The 25,380-nt window shown below is 47.1% G+C and carries 26 protein-coding genes; 11 read left to right on the top strand and 15 right to left on the bottom strand.

Annotated features, from left to right (window positions below):
- Positions 1 to 87 precede the first annotated feature (87 nt).
- Positions 88 to 459: a YflT domain-containing protein gene (locus tag L2D08_RS05355; RefSeq protein ID WP_242232714.1), complete on the top strand. Its 372-nt coding sequence runs from the start codon at positions 88 to 90 to the stop codon at positions 457 to 459.
- Positions 460 to 534: 75 nt separating this feature from the next.
- The gene (gene pdxK / locus L2D08_RS05350; protein ID WP_242232713.1) at positions 535 to 1,332 is read left to right on the top strand and encodes a pyridoxine/pyridoxal/pyridoxamine kinase; all 798 of its coding nucleotides are present in this window, start codon (positions 535 to 537) and stop codon (positions 1,330 to 1,332) included.
- A 40-nt stretch (positions 1,333 to 1,372) separates the two neighbouring features.
- Here the strand turns inward: pdxK and L2D08_RS05345 are convergent, their stop codons facing one another.
- The gene (locus L2D08_RS05345) at positions 1,373 to 1,924 is read right to left on the bottom strand and encodes a nitroreductase family protein (protein ID WP_242232712.1); all 552 of its coding nucleotides are present in this window, start codon (positions 1,922 to 1,924) and stop codon (positions 1,373 to 1,375) included.
- 122 nt (positions 1,925 to 2,046) lie between these two features.
- On the opposite strand from L2D08_RS05345, the gene L2D08_RS05340 reads away from it, so the two are divergent.
- Complete coding sequence (locus tag L2D08_RS05340) at positions 2,047 to 2,394, top strand: YojF family protein (RefSeq protein WP_242232711.1); 348 nt, start codon at positions 2,047 to 2,049, stop codon at positions 2,392 to 2,394.
- A gap of 17 nt (positions 2,395 to 2,411) precedes the next feature.
- Positions 2,412 to 3,128 (top strand): bacillithiol biosynthesis deacetylase BshB2, encoded by a 717-nt coding sequence (gene bshB2, locus L2D08_RS05335; RefSeq protein WP_242232710.1) that lies wholly within the window; start codon positions 2,412 to 2,414, stop codon positions 3,126 to 3,128.
- A gap of 34 nt (positions 3,129 to 3,162) precedes the next feature.
- Here bshB2 and ilvA read toward each other — a convergent pair whose 3' ends face one another.
- Both ilvA and L2D08_RS05325 read right to left on the bottom strand, forming a co-directional pair.
- On the bottom strand, positions 3,163 to 4,410 hold the full coding sequence (ilvA, locus tag L2D08_RS05330; RefSeq protein ID WP_242232709.1) for a threonine ammonia-lyase IlvA: 1,248 nt from the start codon (positions 4,408 to 4,410) through the stop codon (positions 3,163 to 3,165).
- Between the two features lie 42 nt (positions 4,411 to 4,452).
- Positions 4,453 to 5,325 carry an HAD family hydrolase gene (locus L2D08_RS05325; protein WP_242232708.1) on the bottom strand — a complete coding sequence of 291 codons (873 nt, stop codon included), beginning with the start codon at positions 5,323 to 5,325 and terminating at the stop codon, positions 4,453 to 4,455.
- Between the two features lie 209 nt (positions 5,326 to 5,534).
- On the opposite strand from L2D08_RS05325, the gene L2D08_RS05320 reads away from it, so the two are divergent.
- The 3 genes from L2D08_RS05320 (at position 5,535) to L2D08_RS05310 (ending at position 8,662) form a co-directional block, all read left to right on the top strand.
- Positions 5,535 to 6,872 (top strand): YjiH family protein, encoded by a 1,338-nt coding sequence (locus L2D08_RS05320; RefSeq protein WP_242232707.1) that lies wholly within the window; start codon positions 5,535 to 5,537, stop codon positions 6,870 to 6,872.
- A 76-nt stretch (positions 6,873 to 6,948) separates the two neighbouring features.
- On the top strand, positions 6,949 to 8,043 hold the full coding sequence (locus tag L2D08_RS05315; RefSeq protein ID WP_242232706.1) for an AI-2E family transporter: 1,095 nt from the start codon (positions 6,949 to 6,951) through the stop codon (positions 8,041 to 8,043).
- A 148-nt stretch (positions 8,044 to 8,191) separates the two neighbouring features.
- Positions 8,192 to 8,662 (top strand): helix-turn-helix transcriptional regulator, encoded by a 471-nt coding sequence (locus L2D08_RS05310; protein WP_242232705.1) that lies wholly within the window; start codon positions 8,192 to 8,194, stop codon positions 8,660 to 8,662.
- Between the two features lie 4 nt (positions 8,663 to 8,666).
- Here the strand turns inward: L2D08_RS05310 and L2D08_RS24005 are convergent, their stop codons facing one another.
- Positions 8,667 to 8,798: a hypothetical protein gene (locus tag L2D08_RS24005; protein ID WP_255821852.1), complete on the bottom strand. Its 132-nt coding sequence runs from the start codon at positions 8,796 to 8,798 to the stop codon at positions 8,667 to 8,669.
- A 98-nt stretch (positions 8,799 to 8,896) separates the two neighbouring features.
- Between L2D08_RS24005 and L2D08_RS05305 the strand changes: the two genes are divergently transcribed.
- The gene (locus L2D08_RS05305) at positions 8,897 to 9,700 is read left to right on the top strand and encodes an alpha/beta hydrolase (protein WP_242232704.1); all 804 of its coding nucleotides are present in this window, start codon (positions 8,897 to 8,899) and stop codon (positions 9,698 to 9,700) included.
- Between the two features lie 75 nt (positions 9,701 to 9,775).
- Here L2D08_RS05305 and L2D08_RS05300 read toward each other — a convergent pair whose 3' ends face one another.
- Entirely contained in the window at positions 9,776 to 10,063 is a 288-nt protein-coding gene (locus tag L2D08_RS05300; protein WP_242232703.1) for a hypothetical protein, read from the bottom strand.
- Between the two features lie 113 nt (positions 10,064 to 10,176).
- Positions 10,177 to 10,656, bottom strand: coding sequence for a Cys-tRNA(Pro) deacylase (ybaK, locus tag L2D08_RS05295; RefSeq protein WP_242232702.1), 480 nt, complete (start codon positions 10,654 to 10,656; stop codon positions 10,177 to 10,179).
- A 64-nt stretch (positions 10,657 to 10,720) separates the two neighbouring features.
- Between ybaK and L2D08_RS05290 the strand changes: the two genes are divergently transcribed.
- A complete protein-coding gene (locus L2D08_RS05290; RefSeq protein ID WP_242232701.1) occupies positions 10,721 to 11,371 on the top strand; it encodes a LytTR family DNA-binding domain-containing protein in 651 nt (216 codons plus the stop codon).
- 125 nt (positions 11,372 to 11,496) lie between these two features.
- Positions 11,497 to 13,005 carry a succinyl-CoA:acetate CoA-transferase ScpC gene (gene scpC / locus L2D08_RS05285; RefSeq protein WP_483863879.1) on the top strand — a complete coding sequence of 503 codons (1,509 nt, stop codon included), beginning with the start codon at positions 11,497 to 11,499 and terminating at the stop codon, positions 13,003 to 13,005.
- 390 nt (positions 13,006 to 13,395) lie between these two features.
- Here the strand turns inward: scpC and L2D08_RS05280 are convergent, their stop codons facing one another.
- Positions 13,396 to 15,234: a cation:proton antiporter gene (locus tag L2D08_RS05280; protein ID WP_242232823.1), complete on the bottom strand. Its 1,839-nt coding sequence runs from the start codon at positions 15,232 to 15,234 to the stop codon at positions 13,396 to 13,398.
- Between the two features lie 189 nt (positions 15,235 to 15,423).
- The gene (gene purU, locus L2D08_RS05275) at positions 15,424 to 16,332 is read right to left on the bottom strand and encodes a formyltetrahydrofolate deformylase (RefSeq protein WP_242232699.1); all 909 of its coding nucleotides are present in this window, start codon (positions 16,330 to 16,332) and stop codon (positions 15,424 to 15,426) included.
- Positions 16,333 to 16,472: 140 nt separating this feature from the next.
- Between purU and L2D08_RS05270 the strand changes: the two genes are divergently transcribed.
- Positions 16,473 to 17,816 carry a sodium-dependent transporter gene (locus tag L2D08_RS05270; RefSeq protein WP_242232698.1) on the top strand — a complete coding sequence of 448 codons (1,344 nt, stop codon included), beginning with the start codon at positions 16,473 to 16,475 and terminating at the stop codon, positions 17,814 to 17,816.
- An 82-nt stretch (positions 17,817 to 17,898) separates the two neighbouring features.
- Here L2D08_RS05270 and L2D08_RS05265 read toward each other — a convergent pair whose 3' ends face one another.
- The 7 genes from L2D08_RS05265 to preA form a co-directional block, all read right to left on the bottom strand.
- Positions 17,899 to 18,786 (bottom strand): SGNH/GDSL hydrolase family protein, encoded by an 888-nt coding sequence (locus L2D08_RS05265; RefSeq protein WP_242232697.1) that lies wholly within the window; start codon positions 18,784 to 18,786, stop codon positions 17,899 to 17,901.
- Positions 18,787 to 18,860: 74 nt separating this feature from the next.
- Positions 18,861 to 19,373, bottom strand: coding sequence for a hypothetical protein (locus L2D08_RS05260; protein WP_242232696.1), 513 nt, complete (start codon positions 19,371 to 19,373; stop codon positions 18,861 to 18,863).
- Between the two features lie 194 nt (positions 19,374 to 19,567).
- Positions 19,568 to 20,689 (bottom strand): type II asparaginase, encoded by a 1,122-nt coding sequence (locus L2D08_RS05255; protein ID WP_242232695.1) that lies wholly within the window; start codon positions 20,687 to 20,689, stop codon positions 19,568 to 19,570.
- Positions 20,690 to 20,899: 210 nt separating this feature from the next.
- Positions 20,900 to 21,157 carry a hypothetical protein gene (locus L2D08_RS05250; protein WP_242232694.1) on the bottom strand — a complete coding sequence of 86 codons (258 nt, stop codon included), beginning with the start codon at positions 21,155 to 21,157 and terminating at the stop codon, positions 20,900 to 20,902.
- A 16-nt stretch (positions 21,158 to 21,173) separates the two neighbouring features.
- Positions 21,174 to 22,652 (bottom strand): NCS1 family transporter, encoded by a 1,479-nt coding sequence (locus L2D08_RS05245; protein ID WP_242232692.1) that lies wholly within the window; start codon positions 22,650 to 22,652, stop codon positions 21,174 to 21,176.
- Positions 22,653 to 22,680: 28 nt separating this feature from the next.
- Positions 22,681 to 24,093 carry a dihydropyrimidinase gene (hydA, locus tag L2D08_RS05240; RefSeq protein WP_242232690.1) on the bottom strand — a complete coding sequence of 471 codons (1,413 nt, stop codon included), beginning with the start codon at positions 24,091 to 24,093 and terminating at the stop codon, positions 22,681 to 22,683.
- A gap of 19 nt (positions 24,094 to 24,112) precedes the next feature.
- Positions 24,113 to 25,375, bottom strand: a complete 1,263-nt coding sequence (gene preA, locus L2D08_RS05235; RefSeq protein ID WP_242232686.1) for an NAD-dependent dihydropyrimidine dehydrogenase subunit PreA — start codon at positions 25,373 to 25,375, stop codon at positions 24,113 to 24,115.
- Positions 25,376 to 25,380: the final 5 nt, after the last annotated feature.

Here is a 25,380-nt window from a genome sequence, read left to right as displayed (position 1 = left end):
TCTTCATTATAAAGGAATGAGCCGCTGTTTAAAAATAAAGCGGGCGGGTATAAGAAAGCGAACGTGAAAACACGAGGAGGTCTTTCTGTGTATACCGCAAAAATTGTTCGAAACCATACAGAAGCGGCCAGTGCCGTAACGGCTTTTTCACAAGATGGATTTTCCAAAGAAGCGATTTATGTGTTTGCCCGCGATAAAGATGAATCTAAACAGTTAACCGACGCGACCAACAGCGGCTCAGTCGGCTTCAAGGAACAGGGCTTGTCCGGCACAGTCGCCAATGTATTTAAAAACCGCGGGGACGAGCTGCGTTCGAAGCTCCACAGCCTCGGAATGAGCGAATCCGAAGCAGCCGAGTACGAAGAACAGCTTGACCGGGGGCTTATTGCCGTCGTTGCGACAGATAAAAAACCGGAGGACCGAAGTCCGGCCAATTCCAACGATCAAAGCGTCCTTTAAAAAGGGCGTTTTTTCTTGTACATTTCTCTATTGTTTCTTAAACTAAAAGAAGTGTTAAAAAGGAGGAATTGCATCATGAAAAAAACATTAACCATTGCAGGATCAGATACAAGCGGCGGCGCTGGCATCCAAGCCGACTTGAAGACCTTCCAGGAGCACGGCACATATGGCATGACAGCCCTCACAACAATTGTCACAATGGACCCCGATAACGGCTGGAACCACGGTGTGTTTCCACTGGCGATCGACACGCTTCAGGCCCAGTTAAAAACAGCCATGTCCACTGGCATTGATGCGCTGAAAACAGGAATGCTTGCTACGCCTGAAATTATCGAAACAGCAGCAGCTTCTATTAAAGAGAACGATATCCAAAAAGTCGTCATCGACCCGGTTATGGTCTGCAAGGGCGAAGATGAAGTATTGAATCCGGAAGCAGCCGAAGCAACACGCGACTCCCTTCTTCCGCTTGCGACCGTTGTTACACCAAACTTATTTGAAGCATGGCAGCTTTCTGGTGTCGGCCCAATCCGCACAATTGATGATATGAAAGAAGCGGCTCAAAAAATTCATGCGCTTGGTGCAAAAAACGTAGTCGTTAAAGGCGGCAAGCAGCTGCAAAGCGAAAAAGCGGTTGACCTTTTCTATGATGGCCATGAATTTGAGCTGCTAGAAGGCGAAAAGCATAATACCACTTATAATCATGGTGCAGGCTGCACATTTGCGGCTGCTATTACGGCCAACCTGGCAAACGGGCTGGACGTAAAAACAGCAGTCCATAATGCGAAGGATTTCGTAAATGCAGCGATTAAACACGGCTGGAAACTGAACGAGTATGTAGGTCCTGTTATGCACGGTGCTTACAACCATAAATAACACATAAGAAAATCCCGCCTGCTTGGACGGGATTTTCTTTTTATTTAAAATACGTGATTTTCTCTTGAACCGGTGTCCGTTCTTTTGCTTGCGGCAATTCGTCGTAATAGCCGAATTGCAGCAAAGCCAAAATCCGCTCGCCTGGCTTTACGCCAAGCGCTGCACGAAACTTTGGTGCATCCAGCCAGGCTGGTGTTTTCCAGCATGTGCCGATGCCCTGCTCCCAGGCAAGCAGCTGGGTGTTTTGAATAAGGGCGCTTGCAGCCGAGAAATCTTCGAGCCGTTCTTTTTGGCGCGGATCCTCCGGCACAATGACAAATACAAAAGCGCCAGGCAGTGCAAAGCCGGCTGTTTTTTTCTTTAGCTCTTCTTCCGGAAGCAAATTCCATTTTGGGATTGTGCATTCTTTCAGCGTTTCCCGCATCGCTTGGAGTCCCTCTTCGGCTGCAACCACAAAGCGCCATGGCTCGCGGCAGCCATGATTTGGCGCCCATACCGCGTCCTCTAGTACAGCCGTAACATCGGAAAGCGCTACAGGCTTGCCGTTAAATTTCTTGATGGAACGGCGTTCACGAATAATATTTTTCAGCATATGTACCACCTCTATCTATTAGATTTCTTTTTTTATCATACTGAAAAAGCGGGATTTTCGCCATTCGAACTTTTTTTTAGTACAATAGGGCAAGAACGAAATTCGACGGGAGGGCAACGGACATGGAACCGATTTTACCTGAAAAGGTACAGGAGCTTATTAATACGTTTGCCGGCCAGGAAGTATACCTTCATATGGAAACGACAAACGGTGCTTACGCATCACATTTCAATGAAAAGTTTTTCTCTGCGGGTGCGTATATCCGCAATGCGAAGCTTACATATGAACATGGCAAAATTGTCGGCGATGGGCCGTTTCGTGTTGGGCTGAAGCTTGCAATTGGCTGGGTCTACGCAGAAGGATTAACTCATTATGGTTTTGATGAAAATGGGCACTTACTGATGGCTGGACATGATTTTGATGGAAAACTGGCAGTCGCTCTGCAGCTGGGCACAACGCCGTTTAAGTAACGAAAGGACTGAAGACGATGACCAAAACAATGGAAATTGAACAGGAGCGCCACGTCCTTGTCATCTTTCCTCACCCGGATGATGAGGCATTTGGTGTATCCGGCACGATCGCTGTTCATACTGGACGAAAAACACCGGTCACTTATGCCTGCTTAACACTCGGCGAAATGGGCCGCAATCTTGGCAATCCTCCTTTTGCTACTCGCGAGTCTCTTCCAGATGTTCGCAAGGCCGAGCTGCAAAAAGCAGCCGAAGCCATCGGCATTCAAGATTTGCGCATGATGGGCCTTCGTGATAAAACGTTAGAGTTTGAAGATGATCAAAAAATGATGAACCTCGTCACGGATTTGATTAATGAGCTGAATCCTTCCCTCATTATTACATTTTATCCGGGCTACTCTGTTCACCCGGATCATGAAGCAACCGCACGTGCGGTTGTAAGGGCGGTGCGCGCGATGGAAGAGAGCAAACGGCCGAAGCTTCACTGTGTGGCCTTTGCGAATAACACGCTTGAAGAAATCGGGCCGGCTGATATCCGTTACGACATCCGACACGTGTATGATAAAAAACTAGAAGCCATGAAAGCTCATATTTCCCAGACCATCTGGATGCTGAAAGATCTGGAAGCAAGCGTTGCCGAAGAAGGAAGCGAGCTGCATGACCGGTTTAACTACGAGCATTTCTGGACATATACATTCGATGAAAAAGATAAAGTAACCGAAATAAAAAGCTGATCTGCATTTGCAGACCAGCTTTTTTAATGCTCGTTTAAATAAGCAGGTTAAACAAGAGAGGATCACTGTTAATTTCCATATAAGGGAAGCCGTTTTCCTCCATCCGCTTAACAAGCGGTGCATAGTCCTCTTTATGTTTCAGCTCAATACCGACCAGAACAGGTCCTTCATCACGATTGGTGCGCTTTGTATATTCAAAGCGGGTAATATCGTCGTATTCACCCAGCACCTGATCCATAAACTTGCGGAGTGCCCCGGCACGCTGCGGGAAAGTGACGATAAAGTAATGCTTTAACCCTTCATAAATGAGCGAACGTTCTTTGATCTCCTGCATGCGCTCAATATCGTTATTGCCGCCGCTGATCACACAAACCACGTTCTTTCCTTTGATCTCGTCTTTATAAAAATCAAGGGCAGCAACAGGCAGCGCTCCTGCCGGCTCTGCTACGACTGCATTTTCATTATACAGCTGCAAGATCGTTGTGCATACTTTGCCTTCTGGAATAACGGAAATACCGTCGAGCACATCCATGCAAATATCCATTGTCAGGTCACCGACTTGTTTAACGGCCGCCCCGTCGACAAACGGATCGATTGTGTCCAGACGGGTTACCTGTCCGCTGTTCAAGGAAGCTCTCATGCCAGCTGCTCCCGCCGGTTCAACGCCAATCAGCTTCGTGGATGGGCTGATGCCTTTTAAATATGAGCCGACACCGGCTGCAAGGCCGCCACCGCCAATGGAACAAAACATGTAATCAACAGGTTCTTGCATATCGTTCAAGATTTCAACCGCCACGGTTCCCTGTCCGGCAATCGTCCGGTAGTCATCAAACGGATGAACAAACATTTTTTCTTCTTCTGTGCAGTAGGCCATTGCTGCAGCATACGAATCATCGAACGTATCTCCTGTCAGCACAACCGATACTTTATCTCCACCGAACCGTTTCACCTGCGATACTTTTTGACGCGGTGTTGTGGACGGCATAAAGATCTTTCCTTCAATGCCGAGGGCAAGGCAGGAATACGCAACGCCCTGCGCGTGGTTCCCGGCACTTGCGCATACTACGCCTTTTGCCCGCTCCTCCTCCGTCAAGCTTCGGATAAAGTTATACGCACCGCGCAGCTTAAAGGAGCGGACAATCTGTAAATCTTCACGCTTTAAATACACATTGCAGCCGTAACGGGCTGATAAAAGTTCATTTTTTTGAAGCGGTGTCTTGGTAACCACGTCTTTAAGCACCTGGTTTGCCACGACGATTTCTTCTACTGATACTTTAGACACGGTGAATTCTCCTTCTTATTGCGAATTGTATGAATTATTTTATCATTTGACCGCACTTCGTTCCAGTGCATCTTCAATCGCCTTGGCTACTCCGCTTTCTTCATTGCGGGACGTCTCAAACCGGGCTGCTTTTTTAATATTGGCGTCTGCGTTGCCCATCGCATATGAATATCCGACTCTCTCAAGCATAGACAGGTCATTATAGTTGTCTCCCACAGCGAGCGCATCTTCGAGCGAGAGTCCTTTAGAAGTCAGGTAATTCTCAAGCGTAATGCCTTTTTGCGCCTGTTCATTAGTAATTTCAAGGTTTTCGTTCCCAGATGAGCTGACAGCTATTCCGCCAATCCCATCGAGACGGTCCGCCGCCTGCTGCAGCAGCTCGCGGTCCATTGAAAACACGAAAAATTTATAAATGTGCTGGCTCGTGTCACGAATGATTTCTTCGTAATCATTCACTTGTTTAGCAAGGCCGTGCTCGATCCGCAGCTTAGCGCGTTCACGAATGTCTTCTACATTTGCGTCTGGATGTGCGGAAAGAACAATATCAATCAACAGCTCTACCGCTTTTTCTGCGTCGTCTGTGTACGTTGCTTGATTCGTATACACTTCAAAATAAACACCGACATCTTTTAAGCGGCGGTATAAATCGTATGCCAAATCATCTTCAATCGCCGTAAATTGAACGATTTCGCCCCCTGCATCCCGCACTTCTGCTCCGTTCACTGCAATAATCGGGCACTCGATCCCGGTTCCTTCTAGTGCAAAGCGGGCTTCTTTGTAAGAACGCCCTGTTGCAACAATGACTTCGATCCCAAGCTCCTGCGCTTTTTTCATGGCGGCTCGGTTTTCTTCACTCACTTCCATGTTCCCGTTTAATAGCGTTCCGTCCATATCTGTTGCGATGCTTGTAATCATTCGGGTCACCTTCTTTTTCATTTCATTCTTTCCTATTTTAACATGAAAATAGTTCGGAATCCGGAAAAATGCCGGGAGTATACAACGCAAGTATTGTAAGCGCAATCAAGATTCTGTATTTTATGAATATGTTCTGAAGCATAGATTTTTAAAATGGAATGAATTAAAATTGCACATGTTGAATCTTTATACGAAGAAAGGGTTTATATATGCGTAAATTTGGTTCCCTCTTGCAGTTTGTGATTCCATCTGCAATTGGGATTTTATTGTTTATGACTCCCGTGCCAATGGAAGATGGCATGACCATTCCGATTGCCGTTTTGTCAGCCTGGCTCCAGGATGCTCTTGGAGATGCCATTCCCAGTATTGTAATGGTGCTGATTGTGTTGTCTGCTTTGTTGACAGTCGTTGTTAAACTCGTTCGTCCGGCGTTTGTGCGCCATTCTGCTTTCTTGACCGCTCTTTTTGATATTTCGCCGTTTTGGCTGATTGTCCGCCTGGCCGGCGCTGTGTTTTCAGTGTTGACTTATTTTCGTCTTGGTTCTCAAGCCATTTGGTCGGACGCAACAGGTGGAACACTTCTGTTCAGCCTGCTGCCTGTTCTGTTTGCCGTCTTTTTATTTGCCGGCATCCTCCTGCCTCTTCTGCTTAATTTTGGCTTGCTTGAATTTGTCGGCTATTCCTTAACGAAAGTGATGCGGCCGCTCTTTTTGCTGCCTGGACGCTCTTCAGTGGACGCACTTGCTTCATGGCTTGGCGACGGGACGATTGGCGTTTTGCTGACAAGCAAGCAGTATGAAGAAGGATTTTACACAAAAAAAGAAGCGGCCATTATTGGAACCATGTTTTCAGTCGTCTCGATTACTTTTTGCCTTGTCGTCATCGGCCAGGTCGGCCTAGACCAGTATTTTGTTCCTTTTTACTTAACCGTTGTTTTAGCCGGAATTGCCTGCGCGATTATTATGCCGCGGATTCCGCCGCTTTCAAGAAAGCCCGATACCTTTGTAGATGGAACACCGCGTCGCGCTGATGATGAATCGATTCCATCCGGGTATACCTCTTTGTCATATGGATATGAACAGGCTGTGAAGCGGGCCGGCCAAAGCAAGCTGTCCGAAACTGCGGTTGATGGGGTAAAAAATGTGCTGGATATGTGGCTCGGTGTTATCCCGATTGTCATGGCCATCGGTACAACAGCTCTGGTTATTGCGGAATCAACGCCCGTTTTCCAATGGCTCGGCCTGCCGTTTATTCCTTTGCTTGAGCTTTTAAACATACCATTCGCCAAAGAAGCATCTGAAACGATTATGATCGGGTTTGCCGATATGTTTCTGCCAGCAATATTAGGCGAAAGCATCCAAAGCGAGCTGACACGGTTTGTAGTTGCAGCTCTATCTGTCTCACAGCTCATCTATATGTCAGAGGTAGGCGGACTGCTTCTCGGGACAAAAATTCCCGTTTCCTTTAAAGATTTGTTTCTTATCTTCATTATCCGCACGCTGATCTCTTTGCCGATTATTGCAGGAATTGCACACCTTTATTTTTAAAAAGCCGGAACTTACCGGCTTTTTTTTCGTATAATCGGGTAATGATATATGTTGCCTAGAAAGGAAGTGTCTCTTTTTGACAAACAAACTTTGGTTCCAAACAGGAATTGGCATTTTACTGGCGATGCTGATTATTTTTATGTTTCAGCAAATTCATGATGTCTTTAATCCTCTTATTATTATCGCCAAAACGATTTTTCTGCCTCTTTTGATTGGCGGGGTGCTTTTTTATTTAACAAGGCCGCTCCTCCACTTTCTTGAAGCAAGAAAGCTGCCGCGCTGGGCTTCGATTACATTCGTGCTTGTTGTGGTCGCGGCCGTATTCTGGCTGATTTATGCGATGATCGCGCCCGTTATCGGTGAACAGGCCGGTTCTTTAGCAAAAAACACACCGCAAATGATCGAGGAAGGCGAAAAATGGGTGGATTACCTGCTCAGTCACCGGGATGACCTGCCGCCCCAAGCGCAGGAATCAGTCGAAAGTACAATCACCAATGTTTCTAACAATCTAAATGAATGGACTGTTGGATTCGGCTCCTGGCTGTTAACGTTTCTTCAAAACTTTTTCCAAGCCTTATTCCTTTTAATCCTGGCTCCATTCTTCCTTGTATACATGCTGAAGGATCATGAAAAGTTTGCACCGTTTGTTGCCGGCTTTTTCAGCGGAGAACGAAGAACATGGATCCGCAAAACACTGCATGACTTGGATGTGACGCTTCGCTCTTACATTCAAGGACAGCTGTTGGTCAGCTTCCTTGTCGGCGTGATGCTCCTAATTGGATACTTAATTATCGATTTGAATTATGCCCTGCTGCTGGCGCTGTTCGGCATGATGACAAATGTGATTCCGTTCCTTGGCCCTTACTTGGCCGTTGTGCCAGCTATGTTTATCGCTCTTCTGCAGGAGCCGCAGATGGCCTTGTACGTAGCGATTATTATGCTCGTTGCCCAGCAGATTGAAAGCAACTTTATTTCACCAAACGTAATGGGCAAAGCGCTTGACGTTCATCCGCTTACCGTTATTACGGTTATTTTGGCGGCTGGAAACATCGCGGGCATCTGGGGCGTTATTCTAGCCATTCCGTTTTACGGCGTTATTAAAACAATTCTGTCTAACCTTTATCAAAAAAGAACCGAAATCCGTGAAGCGGCCGGAAAAGAAATTGATTAATACAACAAAACTGTTTCTTTGGAGGCAGTTTTTATTGTTAGCATGCGGACCGGATAATAAAAAGAAAACCCCTTTTTGAACGAAAGGGGTTTTCTTTTTTACTTTTGTACGAACCAAGTGTAAAATTACACGTAAGGAGTGGTGTTCGGTGAACAAAGAAGCGATAACAGCTATAGTCTCCTCTAAATTAAAGCTGATCCGCACAGAACGCGGATACACGCAGGATAAAATGGCTCATGTGATCGGCTTGTCTAAAAAAACACTTGTGCAAATTGAAAAAGAACGCTCCACTGCCGGCTGGACAACAGCGGCAGCGGTATGTGCACTGTTTCGGAATAGCGATATCCTTCAGTCTGCGCTCGGCGGTGACCCGGTTGAAATAGCCGAGCTTGCTGCGCACAAAACGATCTCACGGCCAAATGGCCAGGAAAAAACGATGGGCGGCCGCGTTTGGTGGCGTGAGTTAAGCAGTCAAAAAGGCATCCGCCTTCAGCAAAATGTGATCAGCGGCCACTACCGCGTGCTGGATGCTGAAGATTACCGGCTTTTCAGCACATACGATGCAGCCGAAGCAGAAGAGCATTTCCAAAATTATGTGAAAAGGAACGGGGACGAATAACCGTTTATTCGTCCTGCTCTTCACAATCAAAGCAAAACAGCTCTCCTTGTTCTTTTACCCCATTTAAAAATCCGTCCAGACAATAAATATCCTTGCCGCATACGATACATTGACCGACCCATTCTTTCAGGACCATCTCCCCCTTTAAATTCCATTATATCCCGCTATGTATCTTTCTGTTGAAATTATATATAATAAGGATTACTACTTTTGAAGGAAGCGAAGTGACCGTTTATGCGGAAGTGTGGACTGTTTTTAGCAGCGGCTCTTTTGATTTACGCCAGCTTTTTAACGCTTGAAAAAAGCGATCATGCAGTATCAGACAGCCAATTCACCGACCCGGTTTTGTTCGTTCATGGCTTTAAAGGAACTGCACGCTCCTTTAATACGATGATTGCCCGGTTTGAGCAAAGAGGCTGGGGAGAGCGGGCACTGACTATGAATGTCACGCGTACTGGCAGGCTTCTCGTCCGGGAAAGTCCTTTTTCTACAGAACGGCCTGCGCTTATTCAATTAATTATGGAAAACAACCGGGCTTCCTTTGAGGATACATCACGTGCAGTAGCTGCTGCTATGCAGGTACTGAAGAAGGAATACGGTATTGAACATATAAAGGTAGTCAGCCATTCAATGGGCGGCATTGTATCGGTGAAATTCTTGCAGGATTTATATGACCCTGCGCTTCATCCGGCAGTTGACCAATTAGTCACGATTGGCAGCCCCTTTAACGGCGTAGCCGGCGGACGATGGTTTACGCAAAACGAAGGCGAGGCGGTATACGACCTTATGCCCGGTTCGCCGGCTCTTGCTCAAATCACTGCCAACCATGCCCAGTTCCCAAAGGAAACACAAGTATTAAACATTGCCGGAACCGGTGATCAGGTGACGCTGCTTCAAAGTGCACTCAGCTTAAAAGCCATTGTTCCAAAAGACCAATATCAGCTCGACATCCTCTATGACACAACCGTTGATCATAGCGGCCTGCATGAAACACCTTTGGTCGACGAGAAGATCGGTGCTTTTTTTCATTATCAGTAAAGCAGCCTCTGCCGGGCTGCTTTTTTTATAAAAAAAACGGCTTCCCTCACAGGGAAACCGGTTTATTTATCTATATTATCCTTTAAATATATCGCTGTGTGCTTCACGGATACGCGCTAAAACGGCATCCACAGTGGCCTCAGCGTTTACGGGATATTCTTTCACTCGAGTAACGGAGCACGCGTCTCCTGTCTGGCACAATATTTTTACACATTCCGCTGTTTCTTCTTCGAGTTCATGCCATCCGCCCTCTTTGAAAAATGCACCTGACTTGGCCATTTTTTCATACTGTACAACATAGTTCTCTTTTACTTCTTCGGCAAAATAGCTTTTCACATCAAGAAGATTTTCAACGACCATCATGGTTATGGGTCAACTCCTGTTTCTTTGATGGCACTAGTATACGATGTTTTTTTTCAAAAAAGAACCGGCATTCGCATAAAAATCTCGTTATATACAATTTGGTAACACTTCGTTCACGAATTGTTCACAATTTCACAGAAGGAAGCGTTTACGGTCTCTGCCAGATTGCGAGGAGACAATTCTATTTGCGCTCCGATCCGGCCCGCACTCACGACAATAGACTCAAATTCTTCCGCCTGTGTATCTATAAAAGTTGGATAAAGCTTTTTCATTCCTACTGGCGAACAGCCTCCCCGTATGTATCCCGTTTGTTTCTGAATCTCTTTTACGGGAAGCATATCAACTTTTTTCTCACCTGCTGCGCGTGCTGCCCGCTTTAAATCAAGCTCCGCTTCGACCGGCACGACAAACACGAACAAGCCGCCTGCCCCTTCGGTAACCAGTGTTTTAAAAACGCGCCCCGGTTCAATGCCAATCTTATGGGCAACGGACACCCCGTCTATCTTCCCGTCTTTGTTATCGTATTCATGCATCTTATACTCAATGCCTGCTGCATCAAGCAGCCGCATTGCGTTTGTTTTTCCTTTTGCCACCATGCTTCCCCCTTTTTCTATGGTACACTTATTGTACTATAGTCAATGTGAAGAGGTGGAGCAAATGGACCAACTGACCGTTTCCGGCTTAATGGAAGTGATGAAAGAATTTTTTCCGCCGAATACGTCTGTTGCCGTGTCAAATCACGAAACATTTATTTATTACCAGCCGAGCCGCCTGATTGATTTGCATATTCGGGTAGGCGACCCGATCAAGCCGGGCAGTGTTACCCAGCAGGCTATCGAAGAAAAACACCAAGTGTCTACGTATATTGACAGCGATGTATATGGTATTCCCTACTATGCGATGAGTGTGCCGATTTTTCATAATCATGTGCTCACCGGTGCCGTCACAACCATCCATCCGGCCAAGCCATCTCCCATTTCACGCAATCTACTAACGATCAAGGCGGAAGACCGGTGGTATCCTATTCCGTACAGTGACGTTATGTATTTAGAATCTGAAGGACGCAAAACCCGCGTGCAGGCCCGGACAGGCAGCGGCTACCATAAACTCAATTTAACGGAGCTTGAATTTATGCTGCCAGATGATGCTTTTATCCGTGTGCACCGTTCTTATATTGTAAATGTGAACTTTATTCAGGAAATTCAGCCGGACTCGCATTCAACTTTTTTGCTGATTATGAAAGACCGCACTAAAATTCCCGTCACCCAGACGTATACGAGTGCTTTCCGCAAATCGCTCAATTATTAACAAACTTGATTCATGACGCGAAATTTCTCCTTCGCGTCTTTTTTGCGGTTTTTCGTTACAAACAGAATGAAAGCCCTTTCAAAAATTGCTACACTTACCAAAACAACCTGGGGGGTCGAATCACAGTGAAGGAACGTATTCGCATGGCAGAATTAAGAAACAGGATTGTGAGCGCCGATGAAGCCGCATCCTGGATTGAAGACGGGATGACATTGGGGTTAAGCGGATTTACACGAGCCGGGGATGCAAAAGCCGTGCCGATGTCTCTTGTAGAACGAGCTAAAACGGACCCATTTAAAGTCAATATTTTTACCGGTGCCTCCCTCGGCTTTGACTTAGATAAAATGATGGCAGAAGCCGGGATTATTCATAAACGCCTGCCCTTTCAAGCAGACCCAGTTATGCGAAAAGAAATCAATGAAGGGCATCTGCTTTTTGTGGACCAGCATTTATCCCATACGGCCGAATCCATCCGCAGCGGGGTTCTCGGACCAGTCGATTACGCGATTGTGGAAGCAATCGCTATTACAGAAGACGGACTTATTATCCCGGCAACCTCTGTCGGCAATTCCTCTATATTTGTTGATAGAGCGGAGAATGTCATTGTGGAGCTGAATAACGCCCAGCCGGCAGAACTCGAAGGCCTTCATGATATTTTCACTCCGAACGATCCGGGAAAACGCGGACCGATCGGGCTGACATCGATAGACGAGCGTATTGGAGAAATCGGTATTCGAGTTGATCCAGCAAAAATTAAAGGGATCGTTTTAACAAATGCACAGGACTCACCCTCTACGATTGTGCCGCCGGATGCGGAGACAGCACAAATGGCAGACCATTTAATGGCCTTTTTCCGTGGGGAAGTGAAAGCGGGACGCCTGACCAATGAACTCGCTCCTCTTCAGTCTGGCATTGGCTCGGTTGCCAATGCAGTAATGCACGGGCTGGTTAACTCGGAATTCGAAAACTTGGAAGTGTACTCAGAGGTGCTGCAGGATGCCGTATTCGATTTGTTTGACTGCGGTAAAATCCGCTTTGCTTCCGGCTGTTCAATCACTCTCTCAGAAAAAAAAATGCAGGATGTTTATTCAAACTTAGCAAGGTATCGGGATAAGCTTGTCCTTCGCCCACAGGAAATCTCTAATCATCCCGAGCTGATCCGCCGGCTTGGCCTGTTATCGATTAATACGGCGCTTGAAGCAGACATTTACGGAAATGTAAACTCTACCCATGTACTCGGTACAAAGATGATGAATGGCATTGGCGGGTCGGGCGATTTTGCCCGCAACTGCCGGACTGCCATTTTTATAACAAAATCAACCGCGAAGGGCGGCGCGGTTTCCAGTATCGTTCCGTTTGTTTCACACGTGGATCATACAGAACATGATGTGGATGTGATCGTTACAGAGCAAGGCTATGCCGACCTGCGCGGCCTCGCCCCGCGTGAACGCGTCCCCGTTATCATTGAAAATTGTGCCCATCCAGCTTATAAAGAGCAGCTGAGACGTTATTACGAGGAAGCACTACCGCGCGGCGGCCAGACACCGCACGTGCTTGAAAAAGCGCTCTCCTGGCATACCCGCCTTGCCGAGACAGGTTCGATGCTTGAACAAAGTTCTCTTTCCCTTTCGTAACGTCTGTCCAGCCGCTTTGGAAAACAACTTCCAAACTCCTGTCTCAAAACGATTTTCTTTAAAAGCGGCGTGACGTTAACTATATTCCTTAAGGAGCTGTTTTTAACGCAGCTCCTCTTTTCGTTATAAGTGGGACAAATACAGCTTATTCTTACGCTAAAACGGCCCGTTTTTTCTCCTGTTTAAAAATTCTACTTCACGTTAAAAATTTGCTGCTTTGTGTCAAAAAAATACGGTTTTATGTTCTTTGTGATGAAAGCACTTTCAAAATATTTTATACTTATAAATGTGAAGCCGCTTGAAGCGGCTCAATGTATAAAATACAATTCCATACTCTCTCTGATTTACTGTCAGAAAAAAGCGGCCCCGATGAAGGCCGCTTTTTTCGTCCTACTGCCCGCGGCGCTGCTCCGCGATTTTTTCTTTTGCTTTCGCTATTTCCTTTACAGGCGGCATTAAACTCACCACGATATCTCCCGCTTCTCCCCGAGGCGAGGCGTCGCGTGTGTAAAAAGCCAGCTTGCCGGAAGGCTTTACCAGGAACAAAAGCAGCGTATTTTCGTCCAGCTCTTTTAAATAGCTGTCGTAGCCGAAGCGTTCCGTCAGCTCTGTTTTTCGAAAAACGTAATCAGCCGCCCGGGATGTTAACGCCTGATAATGGGCAGATGAATCAAACAGCACTTTTCCGCCCACCGTTTTATTGAATTCTTTCGCTGTTTCTGTCCGCTCCGGTCCTGAAGCAATTTGGTACAAATTCACACGGCCCATCTCCGGAATAAAGGTAGAGCAGACGAGTGCGTTATACGCCTCATCGCTCGTTGCGGCAATCATGTACTCATACGGCGTCAGTTCAAGATGATATTCGGTGCTCTCCGATAAAATTTCACCGTGGTAAACCGGCAGATTAGCCTGCCGTGCCGCATGAAGCCGTTGCCATGAGTCGTCCGCCACAAGTACGGGAATATTTAAATCCTGCAATGTTTTACCGAGCTTTGCCGTAAAGGTATTGCCGCCAACAAGCAGGACGCCCGGCTTATCGGTTGAAGCCAAATGAAGCTTTTTAGCCAGCCAGCCGATTGAAAAGCCATGAGCTACAACAGTAGAAAACACAAGGGCAAACGTGAGCGGTGTCAGCAGTGAAGCATCCTCATACCCCGCTTCAAAAAGCGACTGGGCAAAGTAGCCGGACACCGTGAGTGCCACAATGCCGCGCGGCGCAATCCAGCCGACGAGCGTTTTTTCCCCATTTGTCATATCCGTCCCGATTGTAGAAAGCCAAATCGATAACGGGCGAACGACGAACAGCATGATCAGTACGAAAGCAATAATACGGAAATCAAAAATCTGCATCAGCGTTTCTCTTGTCAGGGATGCTGTCAGCATAATAAAAATGGTCGAAATAAGCAGGATAGAAATGTTTTCCTTGAAATGGCGCATGTCTTTAATAGAAGTAATGTGCATGTTCGCCATTACCATCCCCATCGCCGTTACCGCAAGCAGCCCCGTTTCATGCATCGTTTCATCAGCAATCGTAAAGCAGGCGATCACGACAACAAATACGGACGGAGACTTTAAGTATTCCGGCACACGCCCTTTTTCAAGCGCTTTGCCAAGACCAAGGCCAAATACTACGCCGAGTATTACCGCAAAGACGGAGCCGAACAAGAAATTAATAAACGTAGCGGCTGTTTCTTCTCCTGTAAAAAACTTAATAAGTTCAAATGCAAACAGTGCAAGAAGAGCGCCAAACGGGTCTACAACGATCCCTTCCCATTTCAATATGGCGGACGTGCGCGGCTTCAGCTTCGCCTGGCGCAGAAGCGGAAGAATAACAGTCGGGCCTGTGACAATAAACAAACCGCCAATCACAAACGAAACGGCCAGAGACAGCCCGGCTACATAATGCGCAGCCAGCGAGCCGGCGATCCAGGCGATAAAAGCACCTAATGTTACGATCCTGCGAATCGGCTGCCGAACCGTTTTAACCTCGCGGAAATCAAGATTTAAGCTGCCTTCAAATAAAATAATGGCAACCGCGGCGGAGATAATAGGACCAAACAAATCGCCAAATACATCTTTCGGGTTAAACCAGCCGGCCAGCGGGCCAATTAAAAGACCTGCCACCGACATGACCACAATCGCCGGAAGCCTATAGCGCCAAGCTGTCCATTGAGACGCGATTCCAACAACAAGTGTGATCATTATATAAAACAACAGAGAATCAAACATCACATCTCCCTTTCTTCCCATGTTTCTGTCCATACTACCGTGTTTGTTCCCATATTTCACGTCTGAGAAACCGGGCATACCCTCATCCGCTAAAATAAAAAAAATCGAAATATTTCTCATTCACTGACTGCAACCCTGATTGTACGCATGTAAATGTAAAAAAGCTGCCCTGAACAGGACAGCTTTTTCTTATTGAAACACAATGGTTTTGTTGCCGTGCACGATAATGCGATCTTCCAAATGCCACTTAACTGCCCGTGCCAGAACACGCCGTTCAATCGAGCGGCCGATTTTTTTCAAATCCGCCACATGATCGCGGTGATCTACACGTTCAATATCCTGTTCAATGATTGGCCCTTCATCTAAATCATTGGTTACATAGTGAGACGTCGCACCGATCAGCTTCACGCCACGGTTGTACGCACGCTCGTACGGACGCGCACCGATAAACGCCGGCAGAAACGAGTGATGAATGTTAATAATTTTGTTCGGATACTTCTCTACAAATTCTGGTGTTAAAATTTGCATGTAGCGTGCCAGTACGATGACATCGACCTTATGCTCTTCAATCAAGCGTGACTGTTCCTCTTCCACCTGCCGGCGAATGTCTTTGTTTGCCGGGATGTGATAGAACGGAATACCGAGCGATTCAACCATCCCCCGGGCTTCTTCGTGGTTTCCAGCTACGAAGGCGATATCCGTCGGCAGATCGCCGCTTTGCCATTCCCATAAAAGCTCCAGCAGGGCATGCGGTTCTTTTGAAACAAAAATGGCTGTTTTCTTCCGCTCGCTTCCGTATGCAAAGCGGAACTCCATACTAAAGTTCTCTGCAAGTGACGAGAATTCTTTTTCCATCGCATCCCGCTTGTCCATTAGTCCTTCGCAGTCAAATTCGAGCCGGATAAAAAAAGTGCCGCCTTGCGGATCACTCGTATACTGGCTTGACTCAATAATATTCGCACCCTGCTCAAACAAAAATTTTGAGAGCGCAGCGACAATTCCCGGCCCATCTGGACACTTTACAAGCAGGCGGCCCCGGTTTTCAGGACGGCTTTGTCCACTCGGTACGTTTTCGGGTGAATTTATATTTGCATTCATCATGTACACTCCAGTTTTTCAGTTTAATTTCAATTTCCTCATTATATACGATTCCGCCTGCTTTGAAAATATATTCAGCCGTTCGCCTCGATTCGTGCTATAGTAAAATAACAAATGACTTGTTATTGGAGGCAAAGCAATTGGAGAAACAAGAACAATGGTCGTCGAAGATCGGCTTTATTTTGTCCTCAGCCGGCGCGGCGATTGGGCTTGGGGCGATTTGGAAATTCCCTTATGTAACCGGCCAAAGCGGCGGCGGTGCTTTTTTGCTTTTATTCGTTATTTTCACTCTTTTAATCGGGCTTCCTATGCTGGTTTCAGAGTTTATTATTGGACGCGGTTCCGGCCGGGAAGCGGTTGGTGCTTATAAAAAATTAGCGCCGGATTCTTTTTGGACACTCACAGGTAAAATCGGCGTAGTCGGCTGCTTTTTACTGCTTTCTTTTTACAGCGTAGTCGGCGGCTGGGTACTCATTTATACCATCCGTGCTCTTTATGGCGGTGTCATCGGCAGCGGTGATCCCGGTGCCATGTTTGGCGCGATGACCCAAAATGGATGGCTGACGATTGGCGGCCACGCTCTTTTTATACTGCTGAACATTATTGTCATTGCAGCCGGTGTCCAAAAAGGCATTGAGTTTGCCAGCAAATATATGATGCCTCTTTTATTTATTTTCTTCATTATTTTAGTGATCCGCTCCTTAACACTCAACGGAGCGATGGAAGGCGTGGCATTTTTCTTGCAGCCGGACTTTTCGAAAATTAATGCAGAAGCTGTCTTATATGCACTTGGACATTCCTTTTTCTCACTAGCTGTCGGATTTTCCTGCATGGTCACCTACAGCTCGTATTTAGGTAAAGACGTGAGTATTCCCTCGTCTGCCGGTTCTGTGGCGATTATGAATATTTTTGTTTCCGTTTTAGCGGGACTTGCCATTTTCCCGGCCGTTTTTGCATTCGGCTTAGAGCCGACAGCTGGGCCTGGGCTTCTGTTCGTCGTACTGCCGGCTGTTTTTTCGCAAATGCCTTTTGGTGAATTGTTCTTATTTATGTTTTTACTGCTGTTTTTGTTTGCAACACTTACTTCTTCGTTCAGCCTGCTTGAAATTATCACCGCAGCTTTTACGAAAGGGGAAGCAGCATCACGTAAAAAGATTTCACTTATCTCCGGTATCATCGTTTTTCTGGCGGGCATTCCTGCGGCTCTATCCTTTAGTGCGTTCGCCGATATTTCCTACTTCGGCCGCAACATTTTTGATATGACCGATTATCTCGTCAGCAATATCCTTCTGCCGCTCGGCAACCTGCTGATCGCGCTGTTTATTGCCTGGCGGATGGATCAGGCGATTGTAAAAAGCGAGTACGAACTCAATGCCGGCCGCTTCGGATCTACGTACGCGTACTGGCTGCCGCTTATGCGCTGGATTGTGCCGATTACAATTGCGGTCGTATTTGTTTATACGATGAGCCAATTAAAAATGTAACCTAAAAAGCGTTCCCGAATCCAGAACTGATTCGTGAACGCTTTTTTTATTTTTCTTCTATTCGTACATGCCTGTTCATGCTTTAAAGTGCAGCGGCATATACTTCTTCCCTTGTACAACCTTGTACAGCCGCTGTTTGATCCGTTTCTTCCGCTGCCTTTTTCTCCTGCTTCTGCTCACGTTCCAGCATCTTTTGCCGCTGTTTGATTAAATCAGCCAGCGGGATCGGCTTCGGCAGCTGTCCTAAAATGGAGGAAGGCAGCTTTGTACCAGGAGCATATACAGCTAAAAAGGCATTCGCCATCTGCAGATAGCCTGCGCCGTTTGGATGTACATCGCCCGGGTTCGGCACATATTCCACTCCGTCCAGTCCAAAACGATCCGCCACCGGAACAAAGACGGCACCCGCTCTCTCCGCTTCTTGTTTAATGATCTGGTTAAGCAGGTTCAACTGCTCACTAACGGCCGGCTTGTGCTGGTCAAACACATGAGGATACGGGAAATAATAACCCATTGCATAGATATCCGCCTGCGGGTTCAGTGCTTTCATTTTCTCAAGCAGCACCGCATAGTTTTCCCTCACGCCATTTAAGGCAAAAGCAGCCGTTACTGCGTTAAAGGTAAGCAGCCCGCGCTTCGGATCATTTTGAATAAGCGGCAGCAGGTCATTCGCGCCCGCTGAAATGGTAATGAGGTCGGCCGACTGAATGGCTTTTTTCCCCGCTGCACTTTCCACCTGGCTGATCACCTGACTTACCGTGTAGCCGGGAATCGCCAGCTCCTTTGAATAAGAATCCGGCCGGATCGCAAGCGCAATCATATCTGCATACCCTGCTCCAATTTCCCGGTTCGGCGTCTGGCCCGCCGCAAGCGAATCACCAATTGCTATATAATGGATGGCCGCCGCCTGTCCAGGGCTGGCGATACTGCCGAAAACAAAAAAGAACAACAGCAAAGCCCGTCTGATCATACGCGCCACTTCCTTTACTCATTCTTCTCCTTATTGTATCAAAAGAATGAGCTTTTACGCTTGAACAAACTGTTTTATGCACCAGTCATTGTAAATGTAAAAGCGAGATCAATGCCGTGGATTTGTTTTTCTTGAAAATAAGCAACATAATAAATAACCGTATCGTCCACGTGATACACAATTCCGTCAAAAGAGTGAGCCAGAAGATAGTCTTTGGTAATCCGGCCAATCCATGCATGAACATGTTCCGGGCGAACAGCAGGCACCGCTCTTTCGGCATATTTCCACTCAAGTGCATCCCGTCTAAGATCTGTTTCTGTGTACCGGCAGTTAATAACCATAGGCCGATCCAGCTGGATGTCCTGCTTCAGCACGGCCGCACGGCTGCTTCCTTCGGTTTCCGCGTGACAAAATGCATAGTGGGCGGCAAGCTTTGCATCGCTGATTAAATAAAGGCCAGGACCAAAAATAGACCGCGCTTGAACGCCGTCTTCAAACTGCCGCCTTTCCATCCGCTCGTAACATTGAGTGGCGATTACACGTTTCGCTTCTCCAAAGCTCACTCCACGATAACCCATTCTTTTCATTCTCCCAGCCTCCATTTCACGCTTTATTGACCGGCAGGCAAACATTGAAGGTAAAATTGAGTTCAGCTTACCACATTCACCCAAATAGATTTCAGTTATTGGCAGAAAATCTCACTTTAAAATGAACAGAAAGCAATAAAAACCTGCCGCTCTTTCGTTTTGAAGGAGCGGCAGGTTTTTATTTGAGCTTCATTTTAGTATTTATCAAAATACTGCTGGATTTTCTTCGGATCGCTCGTTTTTGTTAAAGTTAACATTAACAAAATACGGGCTTTTTGTGGATTTAAGGAATCAGCAGAAACAAGGCCGTCTTTGTCGTCTGAAGGGCTGTGTGTGACAACTCCGCTGCCTGTGCGCGTAGAGCGGACAACCGCTACTCCTTCTTCTGTCGCATCTTTCACTCCTTCTCTTGCGATACTCGACATGGACCCATTACCAGAGCCTGCTACAACAAGTCCTTTGGCTCCTGCTTCCACAGCGGCATCAACCAAATATCTTCCTTCATTTTGGTAAGAATATAAGATATCTACTTGAGGAAGCTTTTCAATTTTTGAAATATCAAAAGCAGTCTGTGTAGTATGCTTCTTAGTCAAGATGGAGCTGAAATAAACACTTTCACCTGCAAAACCGCCTAAATAGCCCTGCTCTAAGGATTTAAATGTATCAAGGGCTGTTGTGTTTGTTTTTGTTATGTAACGCGCTGCACCAATTCGGTCGTTAAACGCAACCATAACGCCCTTTTTCTTCGCATATGGATTTGCCGCCAGCTTCACAGCATTATATAAATTCATCGGCCCATCAGCACTAATGGCCGTAGCCGGACGCATCGCACCGACCACCACGACCGGCTTTGTGCTTTTCACGACCAAATTAAGAAAATAAGCTGTTTCTTCTAATGTATCTGTCCCGTGTGTGACGACAATTCCATCCACATCATCGGACGCAAGCAGCGTATTAATACGCTTGCCAAGCTTCAATAAAATATCGTTGTTTATTTCCGGACTGCCGACATTGACAATCTGCTCTCCGCTCACATCAGCCAGCTTTTTCATTTCCGGAACAGCTTTGATCAAGGTCTCCACACCGAGTTCCCCGGCATTGTAATCCGTTGTATCCGTATTACTCGCAGAAGAGCCTGCGATCGTACCGCCGGTTGCTAAAATTTTCACGTTTGGCAGATCGGTGTCCGCACTCTTAACCGTTGTAGAAGCAGTTGTTGTGGCTGCCTGTACGGATAAACCCGTATAAACCCCTGCTCCTGGAGCTAATAAACAAACAGACATAACAGATGCACCTATCATTTTTTTAAGCTTCATCAAACCGTCTCCTTCCGCTGCTACGAATATATTGTACAATTTTCACTATATACGCTTTACACGTTTAATCATCCATTCATGTAATATTTTCTAACATAAATTTTATTTGTATTTTCGTTTTTCAAACAGAAAACAGCCTTTATCCGTATAAATAAAACGGATAAAGGCTGTTTTGAGATCTTTTACTGCGCACCTTCCATGAGAAAGCGGTCAGGGTCCGGCTGCACCCGCTTCTTCGTATGTGCCTCCGTATGAGTTTTTGCTTCCCCTTTTTGCTTCGACAATGAGCGTTCCAATGTATTTGCGTGCATCAGCTGTTAAAAGGTGCAGTTCCTTTCGTTCAATATGCCGTTCAAACTCGATAAAATCCCCTTCAAGCGTTTCTCTTACCGCGATAATCCGGTAGCCGTCATCGAGGAGTGCATCGATGGCTTCCTTTTCTTTTATAAACCCTTTGTAATCGGACATACTCCCTCACCCCTTTTTACAATTTTTCAATCGCAGCCGGCGGCAGTTCATCAGCTGCGGTTTCGCTTTCTGATGGAATAGTCCAGTCACGGCCGACCGTCACGCCAAGGTATTTGTCGTCACTTGGGTCTTCCAGCTCAGCTTGCTTGTATGAGCGGAACCACCAAAACTTCGCTAGTAAATAATATGCAGCGGCGCCGACCGCAAAGCCGACAAAAAACGAATAGGTTGAAAAAATGACGGCAAGCGTGCCGCCTATTACCCAGGAAATAATGCCGGCCCAGTTTACACCGTAATGATAGCGGTACTGCCCTTTCATTTCATACAAGTCCGGCACATTCACACGGCGCTTGCGGATCAAATAATAGTCTGCAAACAAAATGCCGACAATGGCGGAAAGCACCCCGCCGACAACGAGCAGAAACGGCATTAAAACGTTAAATAAGTTCCACGGCTGGGTGACCATACCGATCACGCCTGCTGCGATTACACCCGCATAAAATGGTACTTTCGGGCCGCCAATGTTTGAAAACACGGTGGCAGCCGGGACAAGATTGGCCGCTGTATTCGTGGACCACTGGGCAAAGACGATAAGCATCAGCAAAACGGCCAGCACAAGCCCGCTCGACGTTTCCTGCAAGGCGGCAACCGGATCATAGTTGCCTACTGCAATAAAAGCTACACCGCCAATCGCTACCACAAAGGTTTGCGTAAGCGGCATGGCAATTAAACTGCCGACCAGCACACTTTTATTGCGTTTGATCCAGTTCCGCTCAAATTGCGGCGCTTTAATAAAACGGGAAATCGAAGAAATATCGGCCGCCAGCGTCGACCAATACCCCATGTTCCCAAGAACCACAACCATAAAAGCATTAAACAGCAAACCGCCGGTAAGCGGGTTTTCCACCCAGGACCAAACATTTTTATCGGCCGCCGCCGCCTGGTCGGCAAGTGTGATATACATCCAGAGTGAAATTAAAATAATAATAGGCGCAGCTAAATCTGCAAATTTCTCAATCGATTTGATCCCAATAATCGTGTTGGCGACCTGCACCGCCACAAAAGCTAAAAAGCAGACGAACCAGTTGTCAAAGCCAAACATCACATTTAAAATACCGTTGATCGCCATAGCGCCGAAATACGTGTTGATTCCGAACCACATGGATGCGGCAATACCGCGGATCGCTGATGGGATATGTGTTCCGATTGTTCCAAACGGCGCCCGCATATAAACGGGAAAAGACAGCCCATGCTCGATCCCGATATCTGCAATAATGGAAATAAACAGGCCAATCAGCACACAGCCGATAAAAGAGGCGGCAAGCACCCATGAAAGCGGCATTTGTTCCACCGCCGCTCCGCCGATGGCAAAAGCAGCCAGCACAACCGCCATCCCAATCCACATAAGCGCAAAACCAAACGTCCCAATTTTACGGTCACGGTGAGCAACCGGCAGTAAATCCGGCGATTTTAAATAACGGCTGGGCTCTTTCATTTATGATTCCTCCTCTTTCATTGGATGATTATTGGGCAATGATCGCCTGACGCGCCTGCGTACTGTTATAGCGGCTTCTTTTAATGTACTGTCCGCTTCCCGGCTTGCCGGTAAATTCTCCTTCCCGAATGACAAATTCACCACGCGAGAGTACGGATATGGGCTCACCTGTTACTTTCATTCCTTCAAAGGCACTGTAATCGACGTTCATATGATGGGTTTCGGCAGAGATCACCCGCTCCTTGTTTGGATCAAAGATAACGATATCCGCATCGCTGCCGACTGCAATCGTGCCTTTTTGCGGGAACAGGCCGAATAGCTTTGCTGAACGGGTCGACACAAGATCAACAAACTGGTGAATGGAAATACGCCCTTTTTTCACTCCTTCCGAAAACAGCAGGCTGAATCGGTCTTCAATGATCGGGCCCCCGTTTGGAATTTTTGAGAAGTCATCCCGTCCGAGATCCTTCTGCCCATTAAAGTTAAAAGAACATTGGTCAGAGCCGATCGTTTGGAGCTGGCCATTTTTCAGTGCGTCCCACAGTACATCCTGATTCCACTTTTCACGGAGAGGCGGTGACCAGACGTATTTAGCGCCTTCAAAATCCGGCTTTTCTAAATCATGTTGATCGAGCAGCAAATATTGTGGACATGTTTCGCCCCAAACTTGAAAGCCTTTTTGGCGTGCCTCTGCAATTTTATGGGCAGCTTCCGCGCACGACACATGCACAACGTACAGCTGGGAATTTGCCAGGCCGGCCAGTGCGGCTGCACGTCCAGTTGCTTCTCCTTCTACTTCCGGCGGGCGTGTAAGCGCGTGGTAAATCGGTTCCGTATGCCCTTTTTCCAGGGCGTCGTTTACGAGGTAGTCGATCACATCACCGTTTTCCGCATGAACCATCACGAGAGCGCCGTACTCCTTTGCTGTGAGCAGCGTACGAAACAGCGTTGCATCATCTGCTTGAAACACATTTTTATATGCCATAAATACTTTGAAGGATGTAATACCTTCTTTTTCAATCACCTCTGGAATCTCCGCCAGCACCGTGTCATTGACTTCCCCAATCATCAGGTGGAAGCCGTAGTCAATGACGGCTTTATCCTTTGATTTCTCATGCCACGTACGGATCGCTTTTTGCAGCGGCTCCCCTTTGTTTGTAAGACAGAAGTCAATGATGGTCGTTGTGCCGCCGAATGCTGCTGCCATCGTCCCCGTTTCAAAATCATCTGCTGTGACTGTGCCGCCAAACGGCATGTCCAGATGTGTATGAGGATCAACACCGCCTGGGAACAGGTAAGCACCTTTTGCATCAATCACTTCATCTGCCGCTTCCTCCAGCGCAGTACCGATTTGGGTGATTTTTCCGTTTTCGATGAGCAGATCCGCTTCGTATTGATCCACTGCCGTTACAATGACGCCGTTTTTAATGATTTTTTTCATGCTTATCCGCTCCTTTTCTTTAAGCAATTGGCTGTTTAATGGCCGCCTGGCGTTCGTTCCAAGTCATTGGCGGGCCGCTTGGAATTTCCATCATGTCGATAGCGCCGTCCACCGGGCAGACAATGGAGCAAAGATTGCAGCCGACACAGTCCTCCTCACGAACCTGCAAATATTTGCTGCCATCTGAAGACGTCAGCATCTCGATACATTGATGTGCTGTATCTTCGCAGGCGATATGGCATTTATTACAGTTGATGCATGTATTGCGGTTGATATGGGCGACCACTTTGTAATTTAAGTCGAGATTGCCCCAGTCGGAGTAACGCGGAACGGTCCGGCCCATTAACTCTTCAACCGAAGCAAGTCCTTTGCTGTCGAGATAATTGCTTAAGCCGTCGATCATATCTTCGACAATGCTAAACCCGTGGTGCATTGCTGCTGTACATACTTGAACGCTGCCAGCACCCATTAAGATAAACTCGGCCGCATCTTTCCACGTGCCAATGCCGCCAATGCCCGAGATCGGAACGTTAATTTCCGGGCTGCGTGCACATTCCGCCACCATATTTAAAGCAATTGGCTTCACGGCCGGGCCGCAGTATCCGCCATGTGCTCCTTTTCCTGCCACGTGCGGAATCGTATTCCACGAATCAAGGTCCACACCGGCGAGGCTGTTGATTGTGTTAATCATGCTGATCGCATCCGCCCCGCCCTGTACAGCCGCCCAGGCAGTCGCCGTAATATCAGTAATGTTTGGTGTCAGCTTGACGATAACCGGAGTACGGGCGGCTTCCTTCGCCCACATCGTCTGCTTTTCCACCAGCTCCGGTACTTGTCCGGACGCCGCACCCATGCCGCGTTCCGCCATGCCATGCGGGCAGCCGAAGTTTAATTCGAGCCCGTCCACGCCGGCGGCTTCTACTTTTTTCACAATTTCATGCCACTTTTCCTGCTTCGGTTCAACCATCAAGGAAGCGATGACAGCATGATTGGGAAACCGTTTTTTCGTTTCGTAAATTTCTTTTAAATTTACTTCAAGCGGCCGGTCTGTAATGAGCTCGATATTGTTAAAGCCCGCCACACGCTGGCCATTAAAGTGTAGTGCCGCAAACCGGGAGGATGTATTAATAATCGGGGCACCGAGTGTTTTCCATACGGCGCCGCCCCAGCCGGCTTCAAACGCCCGCTGCACCTGGTAGCCGGAATTAGTCGGCGGTGCCGATGCCAGCCAAAACGGGTTAGGTGACTGAATCCCTGCAAAGTTTATACGTAAGTCTGCCATCTAAA

It is taken from the genome of Domibacillus sp. PGB-M46 (genome assembly GCF_022668875.1).
Lineage (GTDB): Bacteria > Bacillota > Bacilli > Bacillales > Domibacillaceae > Domibacillus.
This window is presented reverse-complemented; position numbering and strand designations above follow the sequence as displayed.

Bases quoted from the DNA above. Each gene is read 5' to 3' on its own strand.
- L2D08_RS05325 (WP_242232708.1), bottom strand. From the start codon at position 5,325: ATGATTACAAGCATCGCAACAGATATGGACGGAACGCTATTAAACGGG.
- L2D08_RS05280 (WP_242232823.1), bottom strand. From the start codon at position 15,234: ATGTTTGATTCTCTGTTGTTTTATATAATGATCACACTTGTTGTTGGA.
- L2D08_RS05320 (WP_242232707.1), top strand. From the start codon at position 5,535: ATGCGTAAATTTGGTTCCCTCTTGCAGTTTGTGATTCCATCTGCAATT.
- L2D08_RS05345 (WP_242232712.1), bottom strand. From the start codon at position 1,924: ATGCTGAAAAATATTATTCGTGAACGCCGTTCCATCAAGAAATTTAAC.
- purU (WP_242232699.1), bottom strand. From the start codon at position 16,332: ATGAATGCAAATATAAATTCACCCGAAAACGTACCGAGTGGACAAAGC.
- pdxK (WP_242232713.1), top strand. From the start codon at position 535: ATGAAAAAAACATTAACCATTGCAGGATCAGATACAAGCGGCGGCGCT.
- L2D08_RS24005 (WP_255821852.1), bottom strand. From the start codon at position 8,798: ATGGTCCTGAAAGAATGGGTCGGTCAATGTATCGTATGCGGCAAGGAT.
- bshB2 (WP_242232710.1), top strand. From the start codon at position 2,412: ATGACCAAAACAATGGAAATTGAACAGGAGCGCCACGTCCTTGTCATC.
- L2D08_RS05300 (WP_242232703.1), bottom strand. From the start codon at position 10,063: ATGATGGTCGTTGAAAATCTTCTTGATGTGAAAAGCTATTTTGCCGAA.
- preA (WP_242232686.1), bottom strand. From the start codon at position 25,375: ATGGCAGACTTACGTATAAACTTTGCAGGGATTCAGTCACCTAACCCG.
- L2D08_RS05305 (WP_242232704.1), top strand. From the start codon at position 8,897: ATGCGGAAGTGTGGACTGTTTTTAGCAGCGGCTCTTTTGATTTACGCC.
- L2D08_RS05255 (WP_242232695.1), bottom strand. From the start codon at position 20,689: ATGAAGCTTAAAAAAATGATAGGTGCATCTGTTATGTCTGTTTGTTTA.
- L2D08_RS05245 (WP_242232692.1), bottom strand. From the start codon at position 22,652: ATGAAAGAGCCCAGCCGTTATTTAAAATCGCCGGATTTACTGCCGGTT.
- hydA (WP_242232690.1), bottom strand. From the start codon at position 24,093: ATGAAAAAAATCATTAAAAACGGCGTCATTGTAACGGCAGTGGATCAA.
- L2D08_RS05250 (WP_242232694.1), bottom strand. From the start codon at position 21,157: ATGTCCGATTACAAAGGGTTTATAAAAGAAAAGGAAGCCATCGATGCA.
- L2D08_RS05340 (WP_242232711.1), top strand. From the start codon at position 2,047: ATGGAACCGATTTTACCTGAAAAGGTACAGGAGCTTATTAATACGTTT.
- L2D08_RS05265 (WP_242232697.1), bottom strand. From the start codon at position 18,786: ATGATCAGACGGGCTTTGCTGTTGTTCTTTTTTGTTTTCGGCAGTATC.
- L2D08_RS05260 (WP_242232696.1), bottom strand. From the start codon at position 19,373: ATGAAAAGAATGGGTTATCGTGGAGTGAGCTTTGGAGAAGCGAAACGT.
- L2D08_RS05290 (WP_242232701.1), top strand. From the start codon at position 10,721: ATGGACCAACTGACCGTTTCCGGCTTAATGGAAGTGATGAAAGAATTT.